Origin of the sequence: Agrococcus sp. BE272, from assembly GCF_031457935.1 — a bacterium.
GTDB classification, from domain to species: Bacteria; Actinomycetota; Actinomycetes; order Actinomycetales; family Microbacteriaceae; genus Agrococcus; species Agrococcus sediminis.
Window position 1 is genome coordinate 461,883 of the sequence record NZ_JAVDXL010000002.1, and the last position, 13,280, is coordinate 475,162.

The 13,280-nt window shown below is 72.8% G+C and carries 12 protein-coding genes and 4 tRNA genes; 7 read left to right on the forward strand and 9 right to left on the reverse strand.

Annotated elements, in window-relative coordinates; translation table 11 throughout:
• Window positions 1–36: 36 nt before the first annotated feature.
• From J2X49_RS08630 to J2X49_RS08645, 4 genes are all read right to left on the reverse strand, one after another.
• Window positions 37–2,175, reverse strand: coding sequence for a 3-hydroxyacyl-CoA dehydrogenase NAD-binding domain-containing protein (locus J2X49_RS08630; protein ID WP_310125021.1), 2,139 nt, complete (start codon window positions 2,173–2,175; stop codon window positions 37–39).
• Window positions 2,175–3,359 carry a thiolase family protein gene (locus J2X49_RS08635; RefSeq protein WP_396131274.1) on the reverse strand — a complete coding sequence of 395 codons (1,185 nt, stop codon included), beginning with the start codon at window positions 3,357–3,359 and terminating at the stop codon, window positions 2,175–2,177. Before J2X49_RS08635 ends, J2X49_RS08630 begins: the two co-directional genes overlap by 1 nt.
• Window positions 3,360–3,454: 95 nt before the next feature.
• Complete coding sequence (locus J2X49_RS08640) at window positions 3,455–4,675, reverse strand: ribonuclease D (RefSeq protein ID WP_310125022.1); 1,221 nt, start codon at window positions 4,673–4,675, stop codon at window positions 3,455–3,457.
• Entirely contained in the window at window positions 4,668–5,264 is a 597-nt protein-coding gene (locus J2X49_RS08645) for a DUF3000 domain-containing protein (RefSeq protein WP_128189143.1), read from the reverse strand. Before J2X49_RS08645 ends, J2X49_RS08640 begins: the two co-directional genes overlap by 8 nt.
• Window positions 5,265–5,286: 22 nt before the next feature.
• Here J2X49_RS08645 and J2X49_RS08650 point away from each other — a divergent pair, with 22 nt between their 5' ends.
• The gene (locus J2X49_RS08650) at window positions 5,287–6,462 is read left to right on the forward strand and encodes an alpha/beta fold hydrolase (RefSeq protein ID WP_310125026.1); all 1,176 of its coding nucleotides are present in this window, start codon (window positions 5,287–5,289) and stop codon (window positions 6,460–6,462) included.
• Between the two features lies 1 nt (window position 6,463).
• On the opposite strand, the gene J2X49_RS08655 is transcribed toward J2X49_RS08650, so the two are convergent.
• Together J2X49_RS08655 and J2X49_RS08660 are read right to left on the reverse strand one after the other, a co-directional pair.
• Window positions 6,464–6,880: a SufE family protein gene (locus J2X49_RS08655; protein ID WP_128189145.1), complete on the reverse strand. Its 417-nt coding sequence runs from the start codon at window positions 6,878–6,880 to the stop codon at window positions 6,464–6,466.
• The gene (locus tag J2X49_RS08660) at window positions 6,877–7,767 is read right to left on the reverse strand and encodes a sulfurtransferase (protein WP_310125031.1); all 891 of its coding nucleotides are present in this window, start codon (window positions 7,765–7,767) and stop codon (window positions 6,877–6,879) included. Before J2X49_RS08660 ends, J2X49_RS08655 begins: the two co-directional genes overlap by 4 nt.
• A 120-nt stretch (window positions 7,768–7,887) precedes the next feature.
• Between J2X49_RS08660 and zapE the strand changes: the two genes are divergently transcribed.
• On the forward strand, window positions 7,888–8,889 hold the full coding sequence (gene zapE / locus J2X49_RS08665) for a cell division protein ZapE (protein ID WP_310125034.1): 1,002 nt from the start codon (window positions 7,888–7,890) through the stop codon (window positions 8,887–8,889).
• On the opposite strand, the gene J2X49_RS08670 is transcribed toward zapE, so the two are convergent.
• The gene (locus tag J2X49_RS08670) at window positions 8,886–10,088 is read right to left on the reverse strand and encodes a Na+/H+ antiporter NhaA (protein ID WP_310125037.1); all 1,203 of its coding nucleotides are present in this window, start codon (window positions 10,086–10,088) and stop codon (window positions 8,886–8,888) included. The genes zapE and J2X49_RS08670 overlap by 4 nt on opposite strands.
• Before the next feature lie 167 nt (window positions 10,089–10,255).
• Here J2X49_RS08670 and J2X49_RS08675 point away from each other — a divergent pair, with 167 nt between their 5' ends.
• The gene (locus J2X49_RS08675; protein ID WP_310125039.1) at window positions 10,256–11,488 is read left to right on the forward strand and encodes an ammonium transporter; all 1,233 of its coding nucleotides are present in this window, start codon (window positions 10,256–10,258) and stop codon (window positions 11,486–11,488) included.
• 57 nt (window positions 11,489–11,545) lie between these two features.
• Here J2X49_RS08675 and J2X49_RS08680 read toward each other — a convergent pair whose 3' ends face one another.
• Window positions 11,546–12,223, reverse strand: coding sequence for an SDR family oxidoreductase (locus J2X49_RS08680; RefSeq protein WP_310125041.1), 678 nt, complete (start codon window positions 12,221–12,223; stop codon window positions 11,546–11,548).
• A gap of 108 nt (window positions 12,224–12,331) precedes the next feature.
• Here J2X49_RS08680 and J2X49_RS08685 point away from each other — a divergent pair, with 108 nt between their 5' ends.
• Window positions 12,332–12,700, forward strand: a complete 369-nt coding sequence (locus tag J2X49_RS08685; protein ID WP_310125043.1) for a four-helix bundle copper-binding protein — start codon at window positions 12,332–12,334, stop codon at window positions 12,698–12,700.
• Window positions 12,701–12,758: 58 nt separating this feature from the next.
• On the opposite strand, the gene J2X49_RS08690 is transcribed toward J2X49_RS08685, so the two are convergent.
• Window positions 12,759–12,831 (reverse strand) — tRNA-Val (locus tag J2X49_RS08690).
• Between the two features lie 157 nt (window positions 12,832–12,988).
• On the opposite strand from J2X49_RS08690, the gene J2X49_RS08695 reads away from it, so the two are divergent.
• From J2X49_RS08695 to J2X49_RS08705, 3 genes are all read left to right on the forward strand, one after another.
• A tRNA-Gly gene (locus tag J2X49_RS08695) sits at window positions 12,989–13,060 on the forward strand.
• A 37-nt stretch (window positions 13,061–13,097) separates the two neighbouring features.
• Window positions 13,098–13,168, forward strand: a tRNA-Cys gene (locus J2X49_RS08700).
• Window positions 13,169–13,182: 14 nt separating this feature from the next.
• Window positions 13,183–13,257 (forward strand) — tRNA-Val (locus J2X49_RS08705).
• The last annotated feature ends 23 nt before the right edge of the window (window positions 13,258–13,280 follow it).

Sequence of the window (13,280 nt, forward strand, 5' to 3'; positions counted from 1 at the left end):
CAGTCTGCCGGAGTCCTGGAGCTCGGGTCGTGAGCCTCAGGCCTTCGGGCCGGCGATCGGCGGCTGGTGGAAGGTGCCGCCGAACACGCGCTCGGAGGCGCCGACGCGGTCGAGGTACGGCGTGATGCCGCCCATCTGGAACGGCCAGCCCGCGCCGAGGATCATGCACAGGTCGATGTCCTCGGCGGCCTCGACGACATGGTCGTCGAGCATGCGCTTGATCTCGTCGGCCAGGCCGTCCTCGATGCGCACGCGCAGCTCGTCGGCCGAGAGCGCGACGGCGCCCGCGGGACGGTGCTTCGCCACGATCTTCCGGGCCCGCTTGTCGATCCCCTTGACCTCGCCCTTGCCGTCCTTCTCGAGCAGGATGCCCTGCTCGGCGAGCTCGTGCAGCGCCTGGGACTCGAAGAAGCGGTCGGGGAAGGCGCCGTGATGCGTGTCGAGCACGTGCGCGCCGACCTTGAGCCCGACGAGGTCGAGCAGCACGAACGGGTCCATCGGGAAGCCGAACGCGCGCTGCGCCTCGACGACGTCCTCGAAGGAGGAGCCCTGCTCGACCGCGTGCATCGCCTCGCCGAGCAGCTTCGCGAGTACCCGGTTGACGACGAACCCGGGGGTGTCGCGCGTGATGACGGCGTTCTTCTTCAGGTCCTTCGCGACGCGCATCGCGGTCGCGAGGGTCGCGTCGTCGGTCGACGGCGTGCGCACCACCTCGATGAGCGGCATGACCGCCACGGGGTTGAAGAAGTGGAAGCCGACGAGGCGCTCGGGGTGCGCGAGCCGCGCGCCGATCTGCTCGACCGACAGGCTCGAGGTGTTCGTCGCGATGACGGCTGTCTCCGACAGGTGCGGCTCCACCTCGGCGAAGACCTGCTGCTTGACGCCCAGCTCCTCGAACACCGCCTCGATCACCCAGTCGCAGCCGGCGAAGTCGGCCTTGTCGACCGTGCCGGAGATGAGCGCGCTGAGGCGCTGCTGCTCGTCGGTGGTGATGCGGCCCTTGCCCGCGAGCGCGTCGATCTCGCCGCGGATGCGCGCCACGGCGGCGTCGACGCGGCCCTGGTCGAGGTCGGTGATGACGACCGGCACCTGCAGGCGCCGCAGGAACAGCAGCGCGAACTGGCTGGCCATGAGCCCGGCGCCGATGATGCCGACCTTCGTCACCGGCTTCGCGAGCGCCGCGTCGGGCGCGCCGGCCGGGCGCTTCGCGCGCTTCTGCACGAGGTCGAAGGCGTAGATCGAGGCCACGAACTGGTCGCCCGGGATGAGCTCGGCGAGCGCCGCGTCCTCGGCGGCGAAGCCCGCCGCGCGGTCGTTCTTCCTGGCCAGCTCGATCACGTCGAGGGCGCGGTAGGGCGCGAGGGCGACCTTCCCGATCCGCTTCTCGAGCGTCTCGCGCGCGATCTTCAGGGCGATCGGCCACTTCACCGTGCGCTCGAGCGTGCCGGGCACGTGGGGGCGGTCGACCTTCGCGCCGCCCAGCACCCCATCGGCCCAGCGGAGCGACGACTCGAGGAAGCTCGCGGGCCCGAACATCGCGTCGGCGATGCCGAGGTCGAGCGCGTCGGCGGGCTTCAGCACGCGCTGCTTGAGCGGGTTCTCGATGATCACCTTGAGCGCCCGCTCGATGCCGATCAGGTTCGGCAGGATCGTCGCGCCGCCCCAGCCGGGCACGAGGCCGAGGAACGTCTCGGGCAGCGCCACGGCGGGAGCCGCCGAGCTGATGGTGCGGTAGTCGGCGTTGAGCCCGATCTCGAGGCCGCCGCCGAGGGCGAGGCCGTTGATGAAGACGAACGTCGGCACGGGCGCCTCGTGGAGGAGGCCGAGCACGCGGTGGCCGAGCCTCGGCAGCTCGGCGGCCGTCTCGCGGTCGGGCAGGCTGCCGACGTTCGACAGGTCTGCGCCGGCGGCGAGGAAGTAGGGCTTGCCGGTGACCGCGATCGCGTCGACCTCGCCGGCGGCGCCGCGGGCGCGCTGCGCCTCGAGGGTGTCGCCGAGCTCGAAGAGCGTCGCGGGGCCGAGGGTCGAGGGCCGCGTGTGGTCGCGCCCGTTGTCGAGCGTGATGAGGGCGAGCGTCCTGCCGGAGGCGAGCTGCACGTCGCGCACGTGGCTGTGCGTGACGACCTCGTCGAACTCGGAGGCCGCGAGCCGCGTGAACTCGTCGCGGATGGCCATCAGATGCCCTTCCCGTAGCGCTTGTGGTGCGGGTTCTCCCAGATGACCGTGCCGCCCTGGCCGAGGCCGACGCACATCGCGGTGATGCCGAAGCGCACGTCGGGGCGCTGCTCGAACTGCCGCGCGAGCTGGAGCATGAGGCGCACGCCGGAGGAGGCGAGCGGGTGGCCGATCGCGATCGCGCCGCCCCACGGGTTGACGCGCGGGTCGTCGTCGGCGATGCCGAAGTGGTCGGTGAACGAGAGCACCTGCACGGCGAATGCCTCGTTCAGCTCGAACAGGCCGATGTCCTCGATCGACAGGCCGGCCTTCTTGAGCGCCTTCTCCGTCGAGGGCACCGGGCCGATGCCCATGATGTCGGGGTCGACGCCGGCGAAGCCGAACGAGACCATCCGCATCTTCGTCGTCAGCCCGTGCTCCTTCGCGGCCGCGGCCGAGGCGATGATCGACATCGTCGCGCCGTCGTTCAGGCCGGATGCGTTGCCCGCGGTCACGCGGCCGTGGTCGCGGAACGGCGTCTTCAGCCCCGCGAGGCCCTCCATGGTCGTCTCGGGGCGCGGCGCCTCGTCGGCCGTCGCGAGCCCCCAGCCGGCGGCGGACTGCGTGGCGACCGGGATGAGGTCGTGCTGGATGTGGCCGGCGGCGAGCGCCGCGGCGTACTTCTGCTGCGACCCGAGCGCGAAGCGGTCGGCCCGCTCCTTCGTCAGGTGCGGGAAGCGGTCGTGGATGCGCTCGGCCGTCTTCCCCATGTTGAGCGCGTCCATCGAGACGAGCTTCTCGGCGACGAACCGGGGGTTCGGGTCGGCGTCGAGGCCCATCGGGTGCCGGCCCATGTGCTCGACGCCGCCCGCGACGGCGATGTCGTAGGCGCCGAAGGCGATGCCGCCGGCGACGGCGGTGACCGCCGTCATCGCGCCCGCGCACATGCGGTCGATCGCGTAGCCGGGCACCGAGACGGGGAGCCCCGCGAGCATGCCGACGGTGCGGCCGAGGGTGAGGCCCTGGTCGCCGGTCTGCGTGGTCGCGGCGACCGCGACCTCGTCGATGCGCTCGAGCGGCAGGCTCGGGTTGCGCTCGAGCAGTCCCGTGAGCGCCTTGACCGCGAGGTCGTCCGCTCGGGTCTGCCAGTACATGCCCTTCTCGCCCGCGCGCCCGAATGGGGTGCGGACGCCGTCCACGAACACGACGTCGTCGTCAGCCACGATGCCTCCTGATTGGGGGTGATTGCGGCACCAGTGTAGGAACGCGCCCCCGGGCCCGACGCGGCGGTTGCCGCTTCCTACGAGGAGGGCTCGGAGGGCTGGGCGGGCGCTTGGTCTGCCTCTACAAACGCGGCGGCGATCCTCTGTGCGGTCGCGGCAACCTGCCAGGGGCGCGCATCGCGGGCCCGGAGCGCCGCGGCGACGGCCGCCTCGGTGGGCTCGATCGGCTCCCACGCGACCCGCCGCAGCGCATCCGGGGTCAGCAGGTTCTCGGCCGGCATCGCGAGCTCCTCGGCCACCGCCTGCACGGCGGCGCGGGCGCGCTGCAGGCGCAGGTCGGCCTCGGGGCGCCGGCTCTTCCAGAAGCGGGGCGGCGGCGGCTCGTCCGAGCGCACGCGCAGCACCGGCAGGTCGTCGCTCGCGCGGCCCGCCTCGATCGCCGCCCACCAGCGGTCGAGCTCGCTGCGGCTCGCGCGACCGGTGAAGTCCTTGCGTGCGGCGAGGCGGCCCTTCGCCTCGATGTCGGCCATCGCGGCGGCGAGCAGCGAGCGGTCGGGCACGAGCCGCCCCGGCGCGGTATCGGTGTCGCGGGCGAGCGCGTCGCGCGCGAGCCACAGCTCGCGGGCGACGGCGAGCTGGCGGCGGTCGCGGATCGCGTGGATGCCCGAGAGCCTGCGCCACGGCTCCTCCGCGGGGGGCTTCGGCAGGCGGGCGAGCGCGTAGGCGAACTCCTGCTCGGCGATCTCCTGCTTGCCCTGGGCCTCGAGCTCCGCGGCCAGCGCGTCGCGCGCATCCGGCAGCACCTCGACGTCGAGCGCCGCGTACTCCAGCCACGAGCGGGGGATGGGCCGGGCCGACCAGTCGCTCGCGCCGTGCTCCTTGCGCAGGCGCAGGCCCACGAGCCGCTCGGTGACGGCGGCGAGGCCGACGCGATCGAAGCCCGCGATCCGCGCGCCGAGCTCGGTGTCGAAGAGGGTGGCTGGCTCGAGGCCGACCTCGCGCAGGCACGGGAGGTCCTGGCTCGCGGCGTGGATGATCCACTCCTCGCCGCCGATCGCGTCCTGGATCGGCGACAGGTCGTCGATCGCGGTCGGATCGATCAGCACGGTGCCGGTGCCGCGCCGGTGGAGCTGCACGAGGTAGGCCTTCGCGGTGTAGCGGAAGCCGTTCGCGCGCTCCGCGTCGACGGCGACCGGGCCCTCGCCCGCGTGCAGCCGCTCGGCCGCGCGGGCCAGCGCATCCGCGTCCTCGATGACGTCGAGCGGGCCGGACGCCACCGCCTCGGGCAGCTCAGCCACGCGTGCGCCTGTGCGCGTCGAGGCCCGCGGCGCCCGGCTGCACCGGCAGGCCGGCGATCGCGCACAGCAGGTCGGTCCAGGCGGTCAGGTGCGCGCCGAAGTCGTGGCCGGTCGGCGTCCACGACGCGCGCAGCTCGATCTGCGCGCCGTCGCCCTGCGCCGCGAGCTCGCCGAAGCCGCTCGAGAGGATCTTGGTCGCGGTGCCCGACTCCGAGTGGTACTCGGCACCGCGCTGCTCGAGCGCCTCGAGCAGGTAGGTCCAGGTGACCTCGGCGAGGAACGGGTCGACGCCGATCTCGGGGTCCTGCGAGGCCTGCGTGAAGCTGACGATGCGGAAGTCGCCGCCCCAGGCCTCGGGCTCCTCCGGGTCGTGCATGAGGATGAAGCGGCCGGTGCCGAGGTCGGAGTCGCGGCCGTGGCTCGTCACGCCGACATCGGCGGCGATGGCGAACGAGAAGGGCGCGATGCGACCGGGCGCCGGGATCTCGCGCACCGAGAGCTCGGAGCGCAGCTCAGCCCTGCGCAGCTGGTCGATGGCAGCGCGGAAGGCCTCCGGCTCGGGGGCGGGGGCTGCACTGCTCGTGTCCACCCGGCAAGACTACGATCGCACCGTGACGACCCGAGCGAGGCGCGCCGCCGCATCCACCCGCCCCGCGAGGCTCGCGATGGCCGCGGGCGGGGTGGTGGTCGCGGGCGCCGCCCTCGCCGTGACCGGTGCCTCCGCGGCGCTCGCCTCCATGCTCGTCACCCCGCCGCGGGAGCTCGTCGACGACATCCGGGTGCTCGGCCTCGACGAGCGCGGCGTGCGGCTCGGGCGCACCCCCGACACGGGACTGCCGGGCCTGTACGCGCTCTGGGTGGGGGAGCGGCTCGTGGTGCTCGGACCCGTCGTGGCCGAGGACGCGCACAGCGTCGTGCGGGCGGTCGACGCGGGCGCCCGCGAGGTGCTCGACGGCGTGGAGTCCGCGCGGTGGTCGGGCTATGCCGTGCATCGGCCCGAGGAGGTGGCGGATGCGGTGGAGACCGTCGACGTCGCCACCGAGGTGGGCCCCGCGCCCGCATGGATCATGGGCGACCAGTCGGCCGCCACCTGGTGCATCCAGGTGCACGGCCGCGGCGTCACGCGCCGCGAGACGATCCGGGCCGCGCCGGTGTTCCTCGAGCGCGGCATGCCCGTGATGGCGGTCTCGTACCGCAACGACACCGAGGCGCCGCCGAGCGGCGACGGCAAGTTCCGGCTCGGGCTCGACGAGTGGGGCGACGTCGACGACGCGATCGGCTTCGCGGTCGCGCGAGGCGCCCGCCGCATCGTGCTCATGGGCTGGTCGATGGGCGGCCAGATCGCGCTGCAGCTCGCGCGCCGCTCCCGGCACCGCCGCCGCATCGTGGGGCTCGTGCTCGACTCGCCGGTGGTCTCGTGGCGCGCCACGCTGCTGCTGCAGGTCGCGATCGCCAAGATGCCCGCCTGGCTGGTCGACACCGCCGTGGGCCTCCTCGAGTCGCCTGCGGCCGCGCTCAGCGGCAGCCGCAGCCTCGACTTCGACGAGCTCGACAACGTGCTGCACGCCGACGCCCTGTCGCAGCCCATCCTGCTGCTCCACTCGGCCGACGACGGCTTCGTGCCGGCCGACGCCTCCCGGGCGCTCGCCGAGGCGCGGCCCGACATCGTCGACTACCGGGAGTGGAGGACGGCGCGGCACACGAAGCTGTGGAACCTCGACCGGGCGCGCTACGAGCAGCAGATCCGCGGCTGGCTCGACGAGCACCGGATCGCCCCGCTCGACTGAGTCAGCGCTCCCGCACCTGCCGCTGGATGCGTCCGAGCATCCCGGCCATGCCGCGCAGGCGCAGCGGCGAGATCACGCGGTCGAGCCCGAGCAGGCGCGGCATGTCGGCGGGCACGGCGAGCACCTCGTCGCGGCTCGCGCCCTCGAGGCCCTGCGCGAGGATCGAGGCGAAGCCGCGCGTCGTCGGCGCCTCCGCCGGCGCGGTGGCGTGCACGTGCACCGCATCGTCGACCTCGACGAAGAGGTAGACGGGCGACTGGCACTCGGCGACGCGCTCCAGGAGGTCGGGATGGTCGGCGTAGCGCTGGGGCAGCTCGGGCAGCTCGTCGGCGAACTCGAGCAGCAGCTGCAGCCGGTCGCGCTCCTCGACGGCCTGGAAGTCGTCGACGGTGCGCTGCAGGGCGGGCGTGAGCGTCATCGCGCGGGCACCTCGCCGGGCTCGGACCCCACCACGATCGGCACGCCCACGAGCGAGCCCCACTCCGTCCAGGAGCCGTCGTAGTTGCGCACCTTCGGCAGGCCGAGCAGGTGCGTGAGCACGAACCAGGTGTGGCTCGAGCGCTCGCCGATGCGGCAGTAGGCGATCACGTCGTCGGCGTCGCGCAGGCCGGCGCCGTCGAGGTAGACGGCCTCGAGCTCCTCGCGCGAGCGGAACGTGCCGTCCTCGTGCACGGCACGACCCCACGGCACGCTCGCGGCGCTCGGGATGTGCCCCGCGCGCAGCGCGCCCTCGTCGGGATAGGCGGGCGCCGTGGTGCGCTCGCCGGAGTACTCCTCGGGGCTGCGCACGTCGACGAGCGGGCGGCCGAGGTGCGCGAGCACGTCGTCGCGGAAGGCCCGCAGCGTGCGGTCGTCGCGCGCCACGACCGGGTAGTCGACCGCGGGCCGGCGCGAGGGCTCCCGAGTGAGCTCGCGGCCCTCCGCGATCCACTTGTCGCGCCCGCCGTCCATGATGCGCGTGCGGTCGTGCCCGTAGAGCGCGAAGACCCAGAGCGCATACGTCGCCCACCAGTTGGCCTTGTCGCCGTAGAAGACGACCGTGGTGTCGCGCCCGATGCCCTTCTCGCCCAGCAGGCGCGCGAACGCCTCGGGGGTGAGGTAGTCGCGCATCACCGGGTCGTTGAGCTCGGTGTGCCAGTCGACCTTCACCGCGCCCGGGACGTGGCCGACCTCGTAGAGCAGCACGTCCTCGTCGGACTCGACCACCACCACGTCGGGGTCGTCGAGGTGCGCGGCCACCCACTCGGTGGAGACCAGGCGCTCCGGCGCGGCGTACTGGGCGAAGCGGGGCTCCGACTCGGTCATGGCGACTCCTTCCGCACCGCGCGCGCACGCGGCTGTCCTGCCTGACTAGGCTCGTCCGGGGGAACGCCATCCTCCCACCGAAACTTCCCCGGACGCCGACGCGTCGACGAAGGAGCGCCCATGCCAGCACCGATCTCGCTCGTCGAGCGCCGCCCCGAGGCCAGCGCGGAGCAGATCGTCGCGGGCCTCACGCCGCCGCCGCAGTTCGACGGCGCGACGTTCGAGTCGTACCGGCCCGACCCCGCGCATCCGTCGCAGGCCGAGGCGCTCGAGCGGATGCAGGAGCTCGTGACGGCGTGGACGTCGCCGAAGCGCTCCCTGTTCCGCAAGGCGCCCGAGGTGCGGCCGGGCATCTACCTCGACGGCGGCTTCGGCGTCGGCAAGACGCACCTGCTCGCCTCGCTGTGGAAGGCGATGCCCGGGCCGAAGGTCTTCGGCACGTTCATCGAGTACACCGCGCTCGTCGGCGCGCTCGGCTACGCCGAGACGGTGCGGGCGCTGCAGGGCTCGCGGATCGTCTGCATCGACGAGTTCGAGCTTGACGACCCGGGCGACACGATGGTGATGACCCGCCTGCTCGGCGAGCTCGTCGCCGGCGGCTCGAAGCTCGCGGCCACGAGCAACACGCCGCCGAACGCGCTCGGGGAGGGCCGGTTCGCGGCCTCCGACTTCCTGCGCGAGATCCAGGCGATCGCCGACCGCTTCCAGATCATGCGGATCGACGGCGACGACTACCGCCACCGCGACATCACCGGGCACGCCCCGGTCACGCCCGACGACCGCATCGAGGCGGAGCTCGCGGGCCTCGACGGCACGGTCGCGGTCGACGACTTCCGCGCGCTCGTCGCGCACCTGTCGAAGGTGCACCCGTCGCGCTACGTCGGGCTCGTCGAGGGGCTCCAGGGGCTGGGCCTGCGCGACGTCGAGGTGCTGCACGACCAGAACGACGCGCTGCGGTTCGTGGCGCTCGTCGACCGCCTCTACGACGCGCAGGTGGTGCTGCGGGCGAGCGGCACGAGCCTCGACCGCGTCTTCAGCGAGGAGATGCTCGGCGGCGGCTACCGCAAGAAGTACCTGCGTGCCATCTCGCGCCTCGTGGCGCTGGCCAACGAGACGGCCTAGCCGACCCCGTCGGTGCGCCGCAGGTACTCCTCGGCGTCGCGGGCGCGGATCTCGGCCGTCTCGACGTCGGGGTAGCGGCGGTTCAGGAGCGCCAGGTAGGTCGCGCCGAGGATCGCCGCGATGAGCGAGCCGGCGAGCACGCCGAGCGTGCCCTCGGTGATGAGCTCGGGTGTCGTGCGGTGGGCGAGCTCGTTCATGAGCAGCGCGACCGTGAAGCCGATGCCGCCGAGCAGGCTGATGCCGAGCAGCTCGGTGAGCAGCACGCGGCCGCCCTTCGGCACGCGCAGCGCCCACTGGCCGAGCAGGCCGGCCGCCGTGATGCCGATGAGCTTGCCGAGCGGCAGGGCGACGACGATCGCCCAGAAGACGGGGCTGAGCTCGCCGAGCGGCACCTGCGGGATCATCACCGACGCGGCCGTGAACGCGAACACCGGCAGCACGATGCCGTTCGTGAACGGCTCGAGCTTCTCGCGCGCCGACTCGGCGGGAGCGGGGGAGAGCACGAGGCCGAGCGCGACGCCCGCGATCGTGGCGTGGATGCCGCTCATCGCGACGAGCCACCACGTGACGGCGGCGACCACGAGCAGCAGGATGCGCAGCGGCCAGCTGCCGCGCTTGCCGCGGTAGGCGCGGCCGAGCAGCCAGAAGGCGACGACGCCGACCGCGGCGAGCCCGAGCAGCGGCAGCGAGAGCGACTCGGTGAAGAAGACCGCGATGAAGAGGATGCCGATGAGGTCGTCGATCACCGCGAGGGCGAGCAGCAGCGCTCGCACGCGCGACGGAAGCCGCTTCGCGACGAGCGCGAGCACGCCGAGCGCGAAGGCGATGTCGGTCGCGGTGGGGATCGGCCAGCCGCGCGCGCCGTCGGCGCCGGCCAGGTTCAGGTAGATGAGCGCCGGCACCGCGACGCCGCCGAGCGCGGCGATGGTCGGCACCGCGGCCTTCGAGACGCTGCTGAGGTCGCCCTGCGTGAACTCGTAGCGCAGCTCGATCGCAACGACGAAGAAGAAGACGACGAGCAGCCCGTCGGTCACCCAGTGCGCGGCCGAGAGGTCGAGCCCGAAGACCGTGAACGGCAGGTGCATGTGCTTCAGCGCGTCGAGGCCCGGGCCGAGGCCGGTGTTGGCGATGACGAGGCCGAGGATCGCCGCACCGAGGAGGAGCATCGCCGACACCTGCGGGTTCCTGATCCACGTCATGGGATCCATCCTGGCATCCGGCCGCATGCCCGCCGTCGCCCGAAACGCGCCCGAAACACGGCCGCGCATCCGTAACCGAGACGAAACGCGAGCGGGCCCGCCGGCGAAACCGCCCGGGGGGATCCTCAGAGCAGTCCCTTCCCGCGGATACCCCCAAGGAGCACCTCATGGATGCAGGCAGCATGGCCTTCGGCGTCGTCTCGACAGCACTCGTGCTGTTCATGACGCCCGGCCTCGCGTTCTTCTACGGCGGCCTCGTGCGCGCCAAGAGCGTCATCAGCATGATGATGATGTCGTTCGGGGCCATCGGCCTCGTCGGCACCCTCTGGATCCTGTACGGATTCAACATGGCGGCCGTCGAGTCGCCGCTGCAGTTCTCGGGCAACCCGTTCAGCGACCTCGGCCTCGCCGCCCTCGCCGCGGGCGAGAGCGCGAACACCGACCTGATCGGCGTCGCCTACGGCTCGACCTTCGCGATCATCACGGTCGCCCTCATCTCCGGTGCCATCGCCGACCGCGCCAAGTTCGGCGCCTGGATGCTCTTCGCCGGCGTCTTCGCCACCCTCGGCTACTTCCCGATCGCCGCGTGGGTGTGGGGCGGCGGCTGGGCGTACTCGCTCGGCGAGATGCTGGGCCTTCCCTCCGTCATCGACTACGCCGGCGGCACCGCGGTGCACATCAACGCCGGCGCGGCGGCCCTCGCGCTCACCTTCGTGCTCGGCAAGCGCATCGGCTTCACGAAGGGCGCCCACAAGCCGCACAACGTGCCGTTCGTGATCCTCGGCGCGAGCATCCTGTGGTTCGGATGGTTCGGCTTCAACGTGGGTGCGGAGTGGCTCAACGGCCTCGGCAACGCGGGCCTCATCACGCTCAACACGCTCGGCGCGACCGCCGCGGCGATCTGCGCCTGGCTGCTCGTCGAGAAGCTGAAGGACGGCAAGCCCACCTCCGTCGGCGCCGCCTCGGGCGCCGTCGCCGGCCTCGTCGCCATCACCCCCGCGTGCGCCAACCTCACGCCCGGCTGGGCGCTGCTGCTCGGCGTCATCGCCGGTGCCGTCTGCGCCCTCGCGGTGGAGCTCAAGTGGAAGCTCGGCTTCGACGACTCGCTCGACGTGGTCGGCATCCACCTCGTCGGCGGCCTGATCGGCACGCTCTACCTCGGCTTCTTCGCGACCGAGACGGGCCTGTTCCTCGGCGGCGGCCCCGGCCAGCTGGCCGTGCAGGTCATCGCGGCCGTCGGCGTCATGGTCTACGCCTTCGTCGTCGCCTTCGTGATCGGCTTCGCGATCGAGAAGACGATCGGCTTCCGCGTCAAGAACGAGGACGAGCTGGCCGGCGTCGACCAGATCGTGCACGGCGAGGACGCGTACGGCTACGAGCTGGAGCGCGACCGCGTCTGACGCGCTCGAATCGGGGGAGGGGCCGGCGGGGAGCCGGCCCCTCCTCTCGTTCGTGCGTCAGAGGGCGACGGAGCCGCGCACGCGGTGACCGGTCGCGATCGACTCGCCGGAGGTCGTCGACCGCGGGGAGAGCAGGAACGCGACGAGCGCGGCGATCTGCTCGGGCGACGACTCACCGGGCTTCCCGTGCGCGACGTCGTCGGCGGGCTCGGCGGTGACCGGGCCCGGGTTCACGACGTTGACGGCCACGCCCGTGCCGGCCAGCTCGTCGGCGAGGTGCTTCGCCGCGATGATGAGCGCGGCGTTGCGCACCGAGCCGGTGATGCTGCCCGTGATCAGCGCGTTCTGGCCGCTCACGCCCACGATGCGGCCGAAGCCGGCGTCGCGCATCGGCGCCTTCGCGGCGTTCGCGAGCCGCAGGAACGTCATCGCCTTCGCGTCGACCGCCTCCACGACCTGCGCGGGGTCGGAGCTGCGGGCGGGGTCGAGCGTCTGCGCGGGCGGCGCGGCGGCGACGACGAGGCCGTCGAGGCGGCCGTGCTGCTCGAGCACGCTCGCGACGGACTCGGCGACGGATGCGTCGTCGGCGGCATCGAGGCGGAGGTCGGCGCCCTCGCCGCGGGCGGCGGTCAGCACGGTCGCGCCCTCGGCGCGCAGCACGTCGGCGACGGCGCCGCCGATGAGGCCGGTGCCTCCGACGACGAGGACGACACGGTCGTTCAGCTGGAGATCCATGGCTCGACGCTAACGGGCCGAGGGCGTTCGTGGGGGACATCCAGGCTCCGGGCGTAGCGTCGCCCGCGAACCGATGCGCGGGCATCGAGCCCGCCGAGAGGAGCGATGATGCACCACGGACAGGAGCACGAGCACGAGCAGGGCGCTGGCGGCGCGGAGGTCGGCAGCCACGCGGCCCACGTGGCCGAGCTGGAGGCGTGCGCCGCGGCGTGCCGCGACTGCGCCCGCGCCGACCGGCAGGAGGGCATGGAGGACTGCGCGGTGATGTGCGAGGCGTGCGCCGACCTCTGCGAGGTGACGGCGCGCATCCTCTCCCGCGAGGTGCCGCTGCCGCAGGAGGCGCGCGACGCGCTGCTGGCCGCGTGCGCCGCGGTCTGCCGCGCCTGCGCGGCCGAGTGCCGGCGCCACGACGCCGAGCACTGCCGGGCGTGCGCCGAGGCGTGCGAGCAGTGCGCTCAGGCGTGCGAGGCGGCCTGAGGCGCGCCCGAGCGGATACGACGAAGGCCCCGGCGGATCGCCGGGGCCTTCGGTCTCGTGGGCGATACCAGACTCGAACTGATGACCTCTTCCGTGTGAAGGAAGCGCGCTACCAACTGCGCCAATCGCCCGTGCCGCGCGAAGCGGACCGCACAAGTCTGCCACATCCGCGGGCGCGCGCGTGACCATCCCCGGGCGTCCGGCGGCGGATGCGCGACACGTGCGGGGCGATTTGGACATGCGGCTCGAGCGCGGGTATAGTCATGCGAGTGCTCAGCGATGAGCCCCGCGGATGTGGCGCAGTGGTAGCGCATCACCTTGCCAAGGTGAGGGTCGCGAGTTCGAATCTCGTCATCCGCTCGACAGCAATGTCATGAGAGTCAATCTCACACCACCTGGTGGGGTGGCCGAGTGGTGAGGCAGCGGCCTGCAAAGCCGTCTACGCGGGTTCGAATCCCGTCTCCACCTCGAGCACCCACTGAGGGCGATTGGCGCAGCGGTAGCGCGCTTCCCTGACACGGAAGAGGTCACTGGTTCGAACCCAGTATCGCCCACCAGGACAGAACCCCCGGATCTCCGG

Coding starts and splice junctions, on each gene's coding strand:
- J2X49_RS08630 (WP_310125021.1), bottom strand. CDS start 2,175: ATGGCCATCCGCGACGAGTTCACGCGGCTCGCGGCCTCCGAGTTCGAC.
- J2X49_RS08655 (WP_128189145.1), bottom strand. CDS start 6,880: ATGACGCTCACGCCCGCCCTGCAGCGCACCGTCGACGACTTCCAGGCC.
- J2X49_RS08660 (WP_310125031.1), bottom strand. CDS start 7,767: ATGACCGAGTCGGAGCCCCGCTTCGCCCAGTACGCCGCGCCGGAGCGC.
- zapE (WP_310125034.1), top strand. CDS start 7,888: ATGCCAGCACCGATCTCGCTCGTCGAGCGCCGCCCCGAGGCCAGCGCG.
- J2X49_RS08670 (WP_310125037.1), bottom strand. CDS start 10,088: ATGACGTGGATCAGGAACCCGCAGGTGTCGGCGATGCTCCTCCTCGGT.
- J2X49_RS08675 (WP_310125039.1), top strand. CDS start 10,256: ATGGATGCAGGCAGCATGGCCTTCGGCGTCGTCTCGACAGCACTCGTG.
- J2X49_RS08680 (WP_310125041.1), bottom strand. CDS start 12,223: ATGGATCTCCAGCTGAACGACCGTGTCGTCCTCGTCGTCGGAGGCACC.
- J2X49_RS08685 (WP_310125043.1), top strand. CDS start 12,332: ATGCACCACGGACAGGAGCACGAGCACGAGCAGGGCGCTGGCGGCGCG.